The sequence below is a fragment of the Stenotrophomonas sp. GD03680 genome, assembly GCF_029844625.1.
Classification (GTDB): domain Bacteria; phylum Pseudomonadota; class Gammaproteobacteria; order Xanthomonadales; family Xanthomonadaceae; genus Stenotrophomonas; species Stenotrophomonas maltophilia_P.
Window position 1 is genome coordinate 56,629 of sequence record NZ_JAOCKC010000014.1, and the last position, 14,936, is coordinate 71,564.

The 14,936-nt window shown below is 66.6% G+C and carries 14 protein-coding genes; 6 read left to right on the forward strand and 8 right to left on the reverse strand.

Translation table 11 applies throughout. From position 1 onward, the window contains the following. Window positions 1-14 precede the first annotated feature (14 nt). From lspA to murJ, 4 genes are all read right to left on the reverse strand, one after another. On the reverse strand, window positions 15-539 hold the full coding sequence (gene lspA / locus N5J29_RS14305) for a signal peptidase II (protein ID WP_065174616.1): 525 nt from the start codon (window positions 537-539) through the stop codon (window positions 15-17). Further along, window positions 539-3,370: an isoleucine--tRNA ligase gene (ileS, locus tag N5J29_RS14310; RefSeq protein WP_065174615.1), complete on the reverse strand. Its 2,832-nt coding sequence runs from the start codon at window positions 3,368-3,370 to the stop codon at window positions 539-541. The genes lspA and ileS overlap by 1 nt, the downstream gene beginning before the upstream one ends. Continuing rightward, the gene (locus tag N5J29_RS14315; RefSeq protein ID WP_053516122.1) at window positions 3,367-4,314 is read right to left on the reverse strand and encodes a bifunctional riboflavin kinase/FAD synthetase; all 948 of its coding nucleotides are present in this window, start codon (window positions 4,312-4,314) and stop codon (window positions 3,367-3,369) included. Before N5J29_RS14315 ends, ileS begins: the two co-directional genes overlap by 4 nt. Before the next feature lie 75 nt (window positions 4,315-4,389). Further along, window positions 4,390-5,994, reverse strand: coding sequence for a murein biosynthesis integral membrane protein MurJ (murJ, locus tag N5J29_RS14320; RefSeq protein WP_197622702.1), 1,605 nt, complete (start codon window positions 5,992-5,994; stop codon window positions 4,390-4,392). Between the two features lie 117 nt (window positions 5,995-6,111). On the opposite strand from murJ, the gene rpsT reads away from it, so the two are divergent. Next, a complete protein-coding gene (rpsT, locus tag N5J29_RS14325) occupies window positions 6,112-6,381 on the forward strand; it encodes a 30S ribosomal protein S20 (RefSeq protein WP_005408560.1) in 270 nt (89 codons plus the stop codon). A 191-nt stretch (window positions 6,382-6,572) separates the two neighbouring features. On the opposite strand, the gene cgtA is transcribed toward rpsT, so the two are convergent. The 3 genes from cgtA to rplU form a co-directional block, all read right to left on the reverse strand. Next, window positions 6,573-7,625, reverse strand: a complete 1,053-nt coding sequence (gene cgtA, locus N5J29_RS14330) for an Obg family GTPase CgtA (RefSeq protein ID WP_065181115.1) — start codon at window positions 7,623-7,625, stop codon at window positions 6,573-6,575. Window positions 7,626-7,803: 178 nt separating this feature from the next. Further along, window positions 7,804-8,067, reverse strand: coding sequence for a 50S ribosomal protein L27 (rpmA, locus tag N5J29_RS14335; RefSeq protein WP_053516127.1), 264 nt, complete (start codon window positions 8,065-8,067; stop codon window positions 7,804-7,806). 18 nt (window positions 8,068-8,085) lie between these two features. Next, window positions 8,086-8,394, reverse strand: coding sequence for a 50S ribosomal protein L21 (gene rplU / locus N5J29_RS14340; RefSeq protein ID WP_006424709.1), 309 nt, complete (start codon window positions 8,392-8,394; stop codon window positions 8,086-8,088). A gap of 319 nt (window positions 8,395-8,713) precedes the next feature. Here rplU and uvrA point away from each other — a divergent pair, with 319 nt between their 5' ends. Then, window positions 8,714-11,698: an excinuclease ABC subunit UvrA gene (gene uvrA / locus N5J29_RS14345; RefSeq protein ID WP_053516129.1), complete on the forward strand. Its 2,985-nt coding sequence runs from the start codon at window positions 8,714-8,716 to the stop codon at window positions 11,696-11,698. Then, on the forward strand, window positions 11,698-12,105 hold the full coding sequence (locus tag N5J29_RS14350) for a thioesterase family protein (protein ID WP_053516131.1): 408 nt from the start codon (window positions 11,698-11,700) through the stop codon (window positions 12,103-12,105). Before uvrA ends, N5J29_RS14350 begins: the two co-directional genes overlap by 1 nt. A gap of 89 nt (window positions 12,106-12,194) precedes the next feature. On the opposite strand, the gene N5J29_RS14355 is transcribed toward N5J29_RS14350, so the two are convergent. Continuing rightward, complete coding sequence (locus N5J29_RS14355) at window positions 12,195-12,635, reverse strand: copper chaperone PCu(A)C (protein ID WP_065174611.1); 441 nt, start codon at window positions 12,633-12,635, stop codon at window positions 12,195-12,197. Window positions 12,636-12,669: 34 nt separating this feature from the next. Here N5J29_RS14355 and N5J29_RS14360 point away from each other — a divergent pair, with 34 nt between their 5' ends. The 3 genes from N5J29_RS14360 to N5J29_RS14370 all read left to right on the forward strand — a co-directional run. Then, entirely contained in the window at window positions 12,670-13,446 is a 777-nt protein-coding gene (locus tag N5J29_RS14360; RefSeq protein ID WP_053516135.1) for an enoyl-CoA hydratase/isomerase family protein, read from the forward strand. A 98-nt stretch (window positions 13,447-13,544) separates the two neighbouring features. Further along, window positions 13,545-14,453, forward strand: a complete 909-nt coding sequence (gene tesB / locus N5J29_RS14365) for an acyl-CoA thioesterase II (protein WP_065174609.1) — start codon at window positions 13,545-13,547, stop codon at window positions 14,451-14,453. Between the two features lie 4 nt (window positions 14,454-14,457). Continuing rightward, on the forward strand, window positions 14,458-14,936 hold a 479-nt coding region (locus N5J29_RS14370; protein ID WP_279924458.1), incomplete at its 3' end, for a pathogenicity-like protein.

The window sequence follows — 14,936 nt, forward strand, 5'->3', positions numbered from 1 at the left end:
CGGCAGCGGCCGGCTTACGGTTTCGGAGTGGCATTATCCGCCTTTTTGGCGGACCTGCCGTCGAACAGGCCGGTCAGGGCGATGCCGATGGCACCGACCACGATGGCCGAGTCGGCGATGTTGAACGCCGGCCAGGTATAGCTGCCAACGTACCACTGGATGAAATCGACGACATGACCGTGCACCTGGCGGTCGATCACGTTGCCGATCGCCCCGCCGATGATCAGCGCATAGGGAACGGCGGCCTTCCAGTTGCCACGGGCGGTGCCACGCAGCCACCATGCCATCAGGCCGCTGATGGCGATCGCCAGCGCCGTGAAGAAATACTTCTGCCAGCCACCGGCGTCGCTGAGGAAACTGAATGCGGCACCGGTGTTGTAGGTGCGATACCAGTTCCAGAAGCCATCGATGACCACCACCGGCTGGAACTCCGGCAGGCTCGACAGGACCCAGGCCTTGGACCACTGGTCCAGGCCGATGATGGCCGCCGACAGCAGCAGCCAGACCAGAGCGTTGGGATGCGGACGGGCGGCGCTCATCAGAACCAGCTCCGAACTTCGCCAGCGCCGTCGATGTTGCTCACGCAACGGCCGCACAGTTCCGGGTGATCGGCATGACTGCCGACGTCGGCGCGGTGATGCCAGCAGCGCACGCACTTGGCCTTGGTGGTCGGCTGGGCACTGACGAACACCTCGTCGGTGGTTGCCGGACGCACCTGTACGTCACCGCTGATGAACAGGAAGCGCAGTTCGTCGGCCAGCGGCTGCCAGCGCGCCGCCTGCTCTTCGCTGGCGGCCACGGTGATCTCGGCCTCCAGGGCGGCGCCGATCGCGCCGTTGGCACGCATCGGCTCGAGCACCTTGGCCACCTGCTCGCGCACGGCCAGCAGCTGGTCGAAATCGGCAGCGTTGAGCTGGGCATCCGCCGGCAGCGGCGCCAGGCCCTCGTACCAGGTGGTGAACAGCACGTGGCCGGTGCGCGTGCCCGGCAGGTAGCCCCACAGCTCGTCGGCGGTGAAGGTCAGGATCGGTGCCACCCAGCGGGTGAACGCCTCGGCGATGTGATACATCGCGCTCTGCGCCGAACGGCGACCGTGCGAGTCGGTCGGCATCGTGTACAGGCGGTCCTTGGTGACGTCCAGGTACAGCGAGCCCAGGTCCACGCTGCAGAAGTTCAGCAGCAGCTGCACGATCTCGGCCATGTTGTAGCCGTCGTAGGCCGCCTTGATCTTCTCCTGCAGTTCCCACGCGCGATGCACGATCCAGCGGTCCAGCGCGACCATCTGGTCGAGCGGGCGCAGGTCCCGGGCCGGATCGAAACCGTCCAGGTTGCCGAGCAGGAAGCGCGCGGTGTTGCGCAGGCGACGGTAGGCGTCGGCATTGCGCTTGAGGATTTCCTGCGACAGCGACATCTCGTTGCTGTAGTCGGCCGAGGCGATCCACAGGCGCAGGATGTCCGCGCCCAGCTTGTTCATGATGTCCTGCGGCTCGATGCCGTTGCCCAGCGACTTGGACATCTTGCGGCCGTGCTCGTCCACGGTGAAACCGTGGGTGAGGCACTGCTTGTAGGGCGCACGCCTGTCGATTGCCACGCCGGTCAGCAGCGACGACTGGAACCAGCCGCGGTGCTGGTCCGAGCCTTCCAGGTACAGGTCGGCCGGCTTGCCGAAGCCACGCGCGGCCAGCACGCCTTCATGGGTGACACCCGAGTCGAACCAGACGTCGAGGATGTCGGTGACCTTCTCGTAGTCGGCCGCTTCTGCGCCCAGCAGTTCGGTTGCATCCAGCGAGTACCACACGTCGATGCCCTCGGCTTCGACACGGTCGGCAACCTGCTGCATCAGCTCCACCGAACGCGGGTGGATCTCGCCGGTCTGGCGATGGGTGAACAGTGCGATCGGCACGCCCCAGGTGCGCTGGCGCGAGATCGTCCAGTCCGGACGGCCATCGACCATGCTCTGGATGCGCGCCTTGCCCCAGGCCGGGAACCAGCCGACGGTGTCGATCGCGGCCAGCGCATCGCTGCGCAGGTTGGCCTTGTCCATCGAGATGAACCACTGCGGGGTGGCACGGAACACCACCGGCGTCTTGTGGCGCCAGCAGTGCGGATAGCTGTGGCGGATCGGGTGGAAGGCCAGCAGCGTGCCGTTGTCGCGCAGCACGCCGATGATGGCCTCCTGCGCCTTCCACAGGTGCTGGCCGGCCAGTACCACGTCACCGGCCGGCGGCGTCGATTCCAGGTACACGCCACGGCCATCGATCGGCGTCACCTGGCCGGCGTTGTACGTGTCGAGCAGGCCGTACTTCTGGCTGACCACGTAGTCTTCCTGGCCATGTCCGGGAGCGGTGTGCACCGCACCGGTACCGTCTTCGTCGGACACATGGTCGCCGTTGAGCAGCGGGATCGCGCGCCCGGCATAGAACGGATGCGACAGCAGCTGGTTTTCCAGTGCAGCGCCCGTGGTTTCACCGTGCAGTACCACCTCCTCGACGCCGTAGCGCTGGAGCGCACGTCCAGCCAGCGCAGCGGCAAGCACCAGCCAGCGGCGCTTGCCGTTGTGCGCCGGACCTTCGGCCAGCACGTAATGGATGTCCGCACCCAACGACACGGCCAGCGACGCCGGCAGCGTCCACGGCGTGGTGGTCCAGATCGGCACCGCCACGTCCACATCCGCCGGCACGCTCACGCCGAATGCCTGGCCGATGGCCTGCGGATCGCGCGCGGGGTATGCCACGTCGATCGCCGGCGATTCCTTTTCCTGGTATTCGATCTCGGCTTCGGCCAGCGCCGAACCGCAGTCGAAGCACCAGTACACCGGCTTGGCACCCCGCACCAGGTGGCCATTGGCCACCACCTTGGCCAGTGCGCGGATCTCGTTGGCCTCGAAGTCGAAGCTCAGGGTCTTGTACGGGTTGTCCCAGTCACCGGTCACGCCCAGACGCTTGAAGTCCACGCGCTGGATGTCGATCTGCTCCTCGGCGAACTCACGGCACTTCTGCCGGAATTCAACCGCATCGAGCTTCACGCCGACCTTGCCCCACTTCTTTTCCACCGCGATCTCGATCGGCAGGCCGTGGCAGTCCCAGCCGGGCACGTAGGGCGCATCGAAACCGGCCAGGTAACGCGACTTGACGATGATGTCCTTCAGGATCTTGTTGACCGCGTGGCCCAGGTGGATGCGGCCGTTGGCATACGGCGGGCCGTCGTGCAGCACGAACAACGGGCGGCCGGCGGCGTTGTCGCGCAACTGCTGGTAGAGCCCCTGCTCCTCCCACCGCGCCAGAATGCCCGGCTCGCGCTTGGGCAGGTCGCCGCGCATCGGGAAATCGGTGGCTGGCAGGTTCAGGGTGGTCTTGTAGTCCTGGCTCACGCAGTGGCTCGCAATCTATGTTCGGAAAGGATGGCGCGCGCCTGCTCGGCGTCGCGGTGCATCTGGTCGGTCAGTGCCGCCAGATCATTGAACTTCTCTTCGTCACGCAGCTTGGCGACGAATTCAACGTCGATGTGGCGACCGTACAGGTCACCCTGGAAATCGAACAGGTGGGCTTCCAGCAGCGGCTCCACGCCCTCCACCGTCGGCCGCGTGCCGAAGCTGGACACCGACGGCCAGGGCTGGTCGAACACACCGTGCACCCAGGTCGCGTAGATGCCCGACAACGCCGGGGTCTTGGGGAAACGCAGGTTGGCGGTCGGGAAGCCCAGCGTGCGGCCGAGCTGGCGACCACGCACCACGCGCCCGCTGATCGCGTAAGGGCGACCGAGCAGATCGCCGGCCCGGGCGAAATCGCCGGACTGCAGCAGCTGGCGGATGCGGGTACTGGAAATGCGCTCGCCGTGCAGGTCGACCGCCTCGATCTCGCCCGCGCTGAAGCCCAGCTCGCCACCCAGCTTCTGCAGCAGGGCCAGATCACCGCGGCGACGGTTGCCGAAGCAGAACTCCGGCCCGATCCACACTTCGCGGGCATTCAGTCGCCGCACCAGCAGCTGGCGGACGAAGGTTTCGGCCGGCATCGCCGCCATCGCTGCATCGAAGCGCAGCAGCCCCACCGCGTCCACCCCCAGCTCGCGCAGCATCTCGACCTTGCTGCGTGCCAGCGTCAGGCGCGGTGGTGGTGTGCCCTGGGCGAAGAACTCACGGGGCAACGGTTCGAACGCCACGGCCACCGCAGCCACGCCCAAGGCGCGCGCGCGCGCAACGGCATGCCGCACCAGTGCACGATGCCCCAGATGGAGGCCGTCGAATGCACCGATGCAGACCACGCTTCCGTTGGGGAACAGCTCCCCGCCCTCGACGCTTCTGAACAGCCTGCTCATCAACTCCCGTTCCGGCCCACCCGGGGCCGCCGCTTCAATGGTGTAACCCTGAAGTATAGCCGCCGCAGGCGACGATCAATGCCCGCGCAGGTCGCGCGGGCGGAAGCCCATGGCCAGCATCGCCAACAGATAGGTCAGGCCACCGCCCCCCACCAGCAGGATCAGGCCGCCGATCCGGTGCCATTTGTCCATCCCGGTGAAGGCCGGCATCCAGTACAGCAGGGCCAGCAGCACGCCGACCATGCACGCGCACGCCACCAGCAGCCGCACGAGGTAGCTGCCCCAGCCCGGCAGGCGCTGGTAGACATCGGTCTTGCCCAGCCAGTACCACAGCAGGCCCAGGTTCAGGTAACTGGACAACGCACTGGCAATGCCCAGCGCCAGATGCAGGCCGGGCTGCTTGCCGATGGCCGTCATTACACCCTGCGCCTTCAGCGCGTCCGGCACCATCACCTGATACAGCACGGCCAGCAGGACGAAGTTGAACACCATGTTGGCCACCAGCGCGGCCACGCCGGCACGTACCGGGGTGCGGGTGTCCTGGCGGGCATAGAAGGCCGGCAGGACCACCTTCAACAGGGCGAAGGCCGGCAGGCCGAAGCTGAGGCCATACACCGACAGCGCGGTCATGCGGGTGTCGAAGGCGGTGAACTGGCGGTACTGGAACAGCGTGGCGATCAGCGGTTCAGCCAGCAGCATCAGGCCCAGCATGGCCGGCACCGAGATCAGCAGGGTCATGCGCAGGCCCCAGTCGAGCGAGCGCGAGAAGCCCTCGCGGTCGGTGCTGACGTGGTGGCGGGCCAACGCCGGCAGGATCACCGTGCCCAGGGCCACGCCGAACACCCCCAGCGGCAACTCCAGGAAGCGGTCGGCCAGGGACAGCCAGGACTGCGAGCCGTCCGTCAGCTTGGCGGCGATCAGGGTGTCCAGCAGCAGGTTGATCTGCGCCACCGAGGAACCGAACAGGGTCGGCACCATCAGGGTCAGCACCTTGCGCACACCCGGGTGGTTCCAGCCCCAGCGCGGCAGGGTCAGCAGATTGATCCCCTTGAGCGAGGGCAGCTGGAACAGCAGCTGCAGGATACCGGCCGCCAGCACGGCCCAGCCCAGCGCCAGGATCTGCTTTTCCGGGGTGCCGCCGAGTTGCGGCGCCAACCACAGCGCGCCGGCGATCATGCACAGGTTGAGGATGACCGGGGTCAGCGCCGGCATCGCAAAGCGCTGGAAGCTGTTCAGCGCCCCGCCGGCCAGCGCGGTGAGCGAGACGAACAACAGGAACGGGAAGGTCAGGCGGAACAGATCGACCAGCAGGGTCTGTTTGACCGGGTCGGTATCAGCGCCACTTGAGAACGCCACCGCCAGCTGGGGAGCGAAGATCAACGCCAGCGCGGTGACCACCAGCAGCGTCCCGCCCAAGGTGCCCGCCACGCGTGACATCAGTTCGCGCAGTTCGGTGTGGCTGCGGGTCTCCTTCACCTCGGTGAACACCGGCACGAAGGCGGTGGCGAAGGAGCCTTCGGCGAACAGGCGGCGCAGGAAATTGGGTACCCTGAACGCCACCCAGAACGCATCGGTGACCGCATTGGTGCCGAACGTGGTGGTGATCACCTGGTCCCGGACAAGTCCGAGCACCCGCGAGACCATGGTCATGCTGCTGAACGACAGCAGGCCCCGCAACATCTTCGGTGAACTCACTCAACGTCCCTCTTGACAATCGACTTGACGTACATTTCCCGCGCCATCATACTAGCCAGCTTGCTGTTCCCATAACACCGATTTTTTCAGGAAACCACCACCGTGGCCAATATCAAGTCCGCCAAGAAGCGCGCCAAGCAGACCGTCGTGCGCAACGCGCGCAACGTGGCTCAGCGCTCGATGCTGCGCACCGCTGTCAAGAAAGTGATCAAGGCGCTGGACGCCAACGATGCCGCCGGCGCCGAAGCCGCCTTCGCCGTTGCCCAGCCGATCCTGGATCGCTTCAGCGCGCGTGGCCTGATCCACAAGAACAAGGCTGCTCGCCACAAGAGCCGCCTGAACGACCGCATCAAGGCCCTCAAGGCCGCCTGATCCGGTTGCCGCCGGGGCTGCCGTCCCGGCGACACGCAAAAGCCCGGCTCCGGCCGGGTTTTTTGTTGCCTGCACTCCGCCGCCTGCCCCGTTTTCCGTAGAGCCGAGCCCATGCTCGGCTGCTGCCTGCATCGCAACCAACAAAAAAACCCGGCCGAAGCCGGGCTTTTCTGGCGGGAGCCACAACGCCCTTACTGCGCGTTGCGGGCCTCCAGCTCCTCTTCCTTCTGCCGATCGAAGAAGGCCATGATCCGGCTCATGATCGGGAAGGTACCTTCGCGCCCCAGGGCGGACACCAGGAACCAGGGCTCCTTCCAGCCCAGCTCGGCCACGATCTGTTCGGCCGCCGCCTTGGCCTCGTCCTCGAACATCAGGTCAGCCTTGTTCAGCACCAGCCAGCGCGGCTTTTGCAGCAGCTCCGGATCGTGCTTTTCCAGCTCGCGCTCGATCGCGCGCACCTGCTCGACCGGGGAGATACCTTCCACGCCACCCTCCATCGGCGAGATGTCCACCAGGTGCAGCAGCAGGCGAGTGCGCTGCAGGTGGCGCAGGAACTGCGCGCCCAGGCCGGCACCGTCGGCCGCGCCCTCGATCAGGCCCGGAATATCGGCGATCACGAAGCTGCGGTAGTTCTCGACCTTCACCACGCCCAGATTCGGGTACAGCGTGGTGAACGGGTAGTCGGCCACCTTCGGCGTCGCTGCCGAGACAGCGCGGATCAGGGTGCTCTTGCCGGCATTGGGGAAGCCCAGCAGGCCGACGTCGGCCAGCAGCTTCAGTTCCAGCTTCAGCGTGCGCTCTTCGCCCGGCTCGCCCGGCAGCGCCTGGCGCGGCGAACGGTTGGTCGAGCTCTTGAAGTGCATGTTGCCCAGGCCGCCCCTGCCGCCCTTGGCCACCAGCAGGCGGTCGTTGTGCTGGGTCAGGTCGCCGATGATTTCATCGGTGGCGACGTTGATGACCACGGTGCCGACCGGCACGGTGATGGTCAGATCTTCGCCACCCTTGCCGTAGGCCTGCCGGCCCATGCCGTTCTCGCCGCGCTGCGCCCTGAAGATGCGGTCATGGCGGAAGTCGACCAGGGTGTTCAGGTTCTCGTCGGCGCGGATGTACACGCTGCCGCCCGCACCGCCGTCGCCGCCGTCCGGGCCGCCGAGCGGAATGAACTTCTCGCGACGGAAGCCAATGCAGCCGTTGCCGCCGTTGCCGGCGAACACTTCGATTTCTGCTTCGTCTACCAGTTTCATTGTTTCGATGCCTGCGATGGGCGCGGCCAACCTGCCGTCGCCTTGAATGTAATGCCAGCCGATGGCGGGCAACCCGGCGCAGCCGGTCTTGCTTTTACTCTAACGAAAAGCCCCGCCGAAGCGGGGCTCTTCATGCAGCATTCCCATGCCGGGGCACGGGTGCCGGCGGATGCCTGGATCAGGCTTCGGCCGAGACGATGCTGACGGTGCGACGCTTCTTCGGACCCTTGACCGAGAACTCCACCTTGCCGTCCACGAGGGCGAACAGGGTGTGGTCACGGCCCAGGCCGACGCCGGAACCCGGGTGGAACTGGGTGCCGCGCTGGCGCACGATGATGTTGCCTGCTTCGATGGCCTGGCCGCCGAAGATCTTGACGCCGAGGTACTTCGGGTTGGAGTCGCGACCGTTGCGCGAGGAGCCTACGCCCTTTTTATGTGCCATGACTGCTTCTCCTGATGCTTAGCCGGCGATGCCGGTGATCTCGATTTCGGTGTAGTACTGACGGTGACCCTGGCGCTTCATGTGGTGCTTGCGGCGACGGAACTTGATGATCCGGACCTTGTCAGCACGACCCTGGGACAGAACCTTGGCGGTGACGGCGGCGCCCTTCAGCGCATCGCCCAGCTTCACGCCATCGCTGTCGCCCAGCATCAGGATGTTGTCGAACTTGATCTCGCTGCCGACTTCGACTTCGAGCTTTTCAACGCGGAGCTTTTCGCCCTGCGCCACGCGGTATTGCTTACCGCCGGTGACCAGTACTGCGTACATGACCAGGCCTTCCTCTGTAGTTATTGTGGTCTGAGCTGCCGCCATCGAGGGCGGACAGGAGCGGAATTGTACGCAGATCAACGGCCGCGGGTCAAGTCAACCCCTGAACGGCCTGGGGGGGGCCCGGCCGGAACGGGGTCAGATCCCTTTTCACGTTGTGAAAAGGGATCTGACCCCCACCTGTCGGCCTGTCTCAGAAGGTGAGACACCGGGCTGGCATTGTCGCCCATTGCCCCCATCTGGTCACCTCGGTAGGCTGACCGATTGCCGTTCCCTGCTGGCCCGGCACCCAGCCAACGCCCCCACAACCGGATTCCCCATGGCGATGGATTTCATCCGCATCCGCGGCGCGCGGACGCACAACCTGAAGAACCTCGACCTCGACCTGCCCCGCGACAAGCTGATCGTGATCACCGGCCTGTCCGGCTCGGGCAAGTCGTCGCTGGCTTTCGACACGATCTACGCCGAAGGCCAGCGTCGCTACGTCGAGTCGCTGTCGGCCTACGCCCGGCAGTTCCTGAGCGTGATGGAGAAGCCGGACCTGGACCACATCGAGGGCCTGTCTCCGGCGATCTCGATCGAGCAGAAGTCGACGTCGCACAACCCGCGCTCGACGGTCGGCACGATCACCGAGATCTACGACTACCTGCGCCTGCTGTACGCCCGCGTCGGTACGCCGCGCTGCCCCGACCACGGCTATCCGCTGGAAGCGCAGACGGTCAGCCAGATGGTCGACCAGGTGCTGACGCTGGACCCGGAACAGCGCTACATGCTGCTGGCCCCGGTGATCCGCGATCGCAAGGGCGAACACGCGCAGGTATTCGACCAGCTGCGCGCACAGGGCTTCGTGCGCGTGCGCGTGGATGGCGAGCTGCATGAGATCGACGCGGTGCCGCCGCTGGCGCTGCGCCAGAAGCACACCATCGAGGCGGTGATCGACCGCTTCCGCCCGCGCGAGGACATCAAGCAGCGCCTGGCCGAGAGCTTCGAGACCGCGCTGAAACTCGGCGACGGCATGGCCTCGGTGCAGAGCCTGGACAACACCGCCAGCGCGCCGACCCTGTTCTCCTCCAAATACTCCTGCCCGGTCTGCGATTACTCGCTGCCGGAGCTGGAACCGCGCCTGTTCTCGTTCAACGCGCCGATGGGCGCCTGCCCCGGTTGTGATGGCCTGGGCATGGCCGAATTCTTCGATCCCTCGCGCGTGGTCGTGCATCCCGAGCTGTCCCTGGCCGCCGGCGCAGTGCGTGGCTGGGACCGTCGCAATGCGTACTATTTCCAGCTGATCGCCTCGCTGGCACGTCACTACAAGTTCGACGTCGATGCCGCCTGGAACTCGCTGCCGGCCAAGGTGCAGCAGGCGGTGCTGTATGGCAGCGGCGAGGACGCAATCACGTTCACCTACTTCACCGAAGCCGGCGGCCGCACCCAGCGCAAGCACCGCTTCGAGGGCATCATTCCCAACCTGGAACGCCGCTACAAGGAAACCGAGTCGGCGGCCGTGCAGGAGGAGCTCGGCAAGTACATCAGCGAGCGCGCCTGCCCCGAGTGCAACGGTGCCCGCCTGAACAAGGCTGCGCGCAACGTGTTCGTGGCCGACCGGCCGCTGCCGGACCTGGTGGTGCTGCCGATCGACGAAGCCCTGAAGTTCTTCAGCGAACTGAGCCTGCCGGGCTGGCGCGGCGAGATCGCCTCGAAGATCGTCAAGGAGATCGGCGAACGCCTGGGCTTCCTGGTCGACGTGGGCCTGGACTACCTCACTCTGGAGCGCAAGGCCGATACCCTCTCCGGTGGCGAGGCACAGCGCATCCGCCTGGCCAGCCAGATCGGTGCCGGCCTGGTCGGCGTGATGTACGTGCTCGACGAGCCGTCGATCGGCCTGCACCAGCGCGACAACGAACGCCTGCTGGGCACCCTCACCCGCCTGCGCGACCTCGGCAACACGGTGATCGTGGTCGAGCATGACGAAGATGCGATCCGCCTGGCCGACTACGTGCTGGACATCGGCCCGGGCGCGGGCGTGCACGGTGGCGAGATCGTCGGCCAGGGCACCCTGCAGGACATCCTGGATGCACCCCGTTCGCTGACGGGCCAGTACCTGTCCGGCAAGCGCTCGATCGAGATTCCGGCGCGCCGGCACCGGCCGAATCCGAAGATGACCCTGCATCTGCGCGGCGCCAGCGGCAACAACCTGAAGGGGGTGGACCTGTCGATTCCCTCGGGCCTGCTGACCTGCGTGACCGGCGTGTCCGGCTCGGGCAAGTCGACGCTGATCAATGACACCCTGTTCTCGCTGGCCGCCAACGAGATCAACGGCTCCTCGCACCCGGTCGCCCCGTACAAGGAGATCGATGGCCTGGACCTGTTCGACAAGGTCGTGGACATCGACCAGTCGCCGATCGGCCGCACCCCGCGCTCGAACCCGGCCACCTACACCGGCCTGTTCACCCCGCTGCGCGAGCTGTTCGCACAGGTGCCCGAAGCGCGTGCGCGTGGTTATTCACCGGGTCGTTTCAGCTTCAACGTGCGCGGCGGACGCTGCGAGGCGTGCCAGGGTGATGGCCTGATCAAGGTCGAGATGCACTTCCTGCCGGACGTGTACGTGCCCTGCGATGTCTGCCACGGCAAGCGCTACAACCGCGAAACGCTGGAGATCCTGTACAAGGGCTTCAACATCAACGACGTGCTGGAAATGACCGTCGAAGATGCGCTGAAGCTGTTCGAGCCCGTGCCGTCGATCGCGCGCAAGCTGGAAACGCTGGTGGATGTCGGCCTGAGCTACATCAAGCTGGGACAGAGCGCGACCACGCTGTCCGGTGGTGAAGCGCAGCGCGTGAAGCTGTCCAAGGAGCTGTCGCGCCGCGATACCGGCCGCACCCTGTACATCCTCGACGAACCGACCACCGGCCTGCACTTCCACGACATCGAAGCGCTGCTGGGCGTGCTGCACAAGCTGCGCGACGAAGGCAACACGGTGGTGGTGATCGAGCACAACCTCGATGTGATCAAGACCGCCGACTGGATCGTCGACCTGGGGCCGGAAGGCGGCCACCGGGGTGGCACCATCCTGGTCACCGGCACGCCGGAAGACGTGGCCGCCTGCCCGCAGTCGTACACCGGGCAGTTCCTGGCACGCATGCTGCCGTCCACCAGTGCGCGCCCGGAGCAGCCGGCCGCCGTGGCCAACAAGCCCGACGCCCGGCCGCCGCGCAAGGTGAAGCCGGAGAAGGTGGCGAAGAAGGCCGTGGCCGCCAAGAGCACCGGCAAGGCCAGCAAGAGCACGACCAAGAAGAAGGACGCCTGATGAGCAGCGAACACAAGATCCTGGCCCGCATCCCGATCAGCGTGCGCTGGCGCGACATGGACAGCATGGGCCATGTGAACAACGCCAAGTACATCTCCTACCTGGAGGAAGCGCGCGTGCGCTGGATGCTGGGCGTGGAAGGCGTGTCGATGACCGACCGCATCGCGCCGGTGGTGGCCGCGACCAACGTCAACTACCGGCTGCCGATCGTGTGGCCCAACGACATCCTGGTCGAACTGTTCGTCGAGCGCCTGGGCAACAGCAGCGTCACCATCGGTCATCGCATCGTCGACCAGCAGGACGAGTCGAAGCTGTACTCCGATGGCAACGTGGTGGTGGTCTGGATGGATACCCAGACCGGCAAAAGCGCGCCGCTGCCGGACGCGATCCGCAGCGCATCGAGCTGATGCACTGCGGGTCGGCCCCACCCCGCCGGGCATGGCCCGGCGCTACCGACGCCGGTCCGACCCTGATGCCCGGCGGAACGGGCGCTGCATCATGGAGCGGCCTTGCGTACCGTCAGCGTTGCGCTGGCGGTGCCACCGCCCTCCAGCTGCAACTGCAGCGGCACGACCTGCCCTTCCTTCAAAGCTCCCTCGCCTTCCATCAGCATCAGGTGCAGGCCACCGGGCTTGAGCTCGGTGCGCGCCCCGGCTGCAATCGGCAGCCGTTCGACTTCGCGCATCCGGCTGACACCGTCGACCACGGTGGTCTCGTGCAGTGACACGTCGCCGAAGGCCCTGCTGCCCGCGCCCACCACCGTCACCGGCGCTGCGCAGCGGTTCACGATCGTCCCGTAACCCGCCGTCATCGGCATGGCCGGGCTCGGCGGCAGGCGCACCCAGCCCTGCTCCACCGTCACACAGCGTGATTCCGCCGCCGCTGCTGCGGACGCACACAGAAGCAACAGTACGCCAACGAATGGTTTGGTTATCATCGCCCACGTTCCTTCTTCGCAACGAGACCGCAGCATGACGACGCTCATCGAGGTGATCAACCATGGTCCCATCCGCGAACTGCGCCTGGCGCGGCCGCCGGTCAATGCGCTGGACACCGACCTGTGCCGGCAGCTGATCCACGCCGTCGAGCAGGCCATGGCCGACGATGCGCACGGCATCGTGCTGTCCGGCAGCGAGCGCGTGTTCACCGGCGGCATGGATGTGCCACACCTGCTCTCCCACGGCGATGACAAGCACAAGCTGCTGGATACCTGGAATGCCTTCTTCGGCGCGGTACGTACGCTGGCCGAGAGCCGCATCCCGGTGGTCGCCGCGATCACCGGCCACGCCCCTGCCGGCGGTTGCGTGCTCGCCCTGTGCTGCGATTACCGGGTGATGGCGCGCAGCGCCGACCCGGCACGCCCGTATGCCATCGGACTGAACGAGGTGCAGGTCGGCCTGATCGCACCGGAAGGCATCCAGCGCCTGCTGCGCCGTACCGTCGGCGTGCACCGCGCGGGGGTGCTGCTCACCACCGGTGCCCTGGTGCCGGCCGAGCAGGCGCTGCAGATCGGCCTGGTCGACGAACTGGCCGAGGGCGATCTGGTGGTCGCCCGCGCCGTGGCCTGGCTGCAGAACCTGCTCAGGCAGCCGCGGCAGCCGATGCTGCTGACCCGCGCCGTGGCCCGCAATGACCTGCACGAAGCGCTGCACCCGGACCTGATCCAGCTGGACCGGTTCGTAGAGGCCTGGTTCGCCCCGGACGCACAGAATGCCCTGCAGGCGCTGGTGGCGCGGCTGGGCAAGTAACGGTCTCCGCGCTCTGGGGTCAGCCCCTTCTGCAATGCGAAAGGGATCCGACCCCGGACCGGTATAATCAAGGCCTCTTCATTGTTGTGGCCGCCCCCTTGAACGACACGCCCGAACCCGTCGTCTCCGAGCTGATCGACCTGCTCACCCTGGAGCGGCTGGAGGACAACCTGTTCCGCGGACAAAGCCGCGACATCGGCACCAAGTACGTGTTCGGCGGGCAGGTGCTGGGCCAGGCGCTGGCCGCCGCCCAGGCCACGGTCGACAACGGGCGCCATGTGCATTCGCTGCACGCGTATTTCCTGCGGGCCGGCAACATCGACCATCCGATCGTCTACGACGTGGACCGCACCCGCGATGGCGGCAGCTTCTCCGTGCGCCGGGTGACCGCGATCCAGCATGGCAAGGTGATCTTCTTCTGTGCTGCCTCGTTCCAGCAGGCGGAGACCGGTGCCGAGCACCAGCACAAGATGCCCGAAGTGCCTCAACCGGAAGACATCGAGCCGAACCGCCCGTTGCCGGCCGAAGTGCTGGAGCGGCTGCCGATCAAAGTGCAGCGCTGGCTCTCGCGCGGTGGCCCGTTCGAGTTCCGCCACGTCTATCCCCGCGACGAACTGAATCCGCCCAAGCGCCCGCCCTATCACCAGGTCTGGATGCGGTTGAGCGAACCGGTCGGCGATGCCCCCGAGCTGCACCAGGCGCTGCTGGCCTACGCGTCCGACTTCCATCTGCTGGGCACGGCGACCTTCCCGCACGGTATCAGCTACTACCATCCGCACGTGCAGATGGCCTCGCTCGACCACGCGATCTGGTTCCACCGCCCGTTCCGCGCCGACGACTGGCTGCTCTATTCGCTGGACAGCCCCAGTGCGCAGGATTCGCGCGGCCTCGCCCGCGGCCAGTTCTTCACCCGCAATGGCGTGCTGGTGGCCAGCACGGCACAGGAGGGCCTGATCCGCGTGGTTCCCGACCAGACTGCAGCGGCCGCCGTGCCGGCCAAGGACTGATCCGATGCGTCAGATCTTCAGCAGCCAGCGTGTGGAAACCGTCGAGGGCGTGGCCGAGCTCCTGCGCAGCCATGGCATCGAAGTGAAGGTGACCAATGGTCGTTCGTACAAGACCCGGCGGCGCGGCCAGTTCAGCTATACCGACCTGGGCAATACGCAGGGCTATCCAGCGGTCTGGATCGTGCGCGCCGACGACCAGCCGCGTGCGCGCGACATCCTGCGCGATGCACGCCTGCTCGATACCACCCGCCGCGACCATCCCACGGCCGAGTTCGCGTTCCGCGACACGCCGGATGCCGGCAGCGGCGGGCGCACCTGGGCCTGGCGGATCCGCATCGCACTGCTGGTGGTGATCGCTGGCGTGGCGCTGGTGATCGGCCTGCGCCACCGCGGTGGCCCGGCCCCCGCAGCACCCGCCCCCGCCCCACAGACGCAACCGCAGCAGCCCGCACCGGAACAGGAAGAAGTGCGGGTCCGCATCCA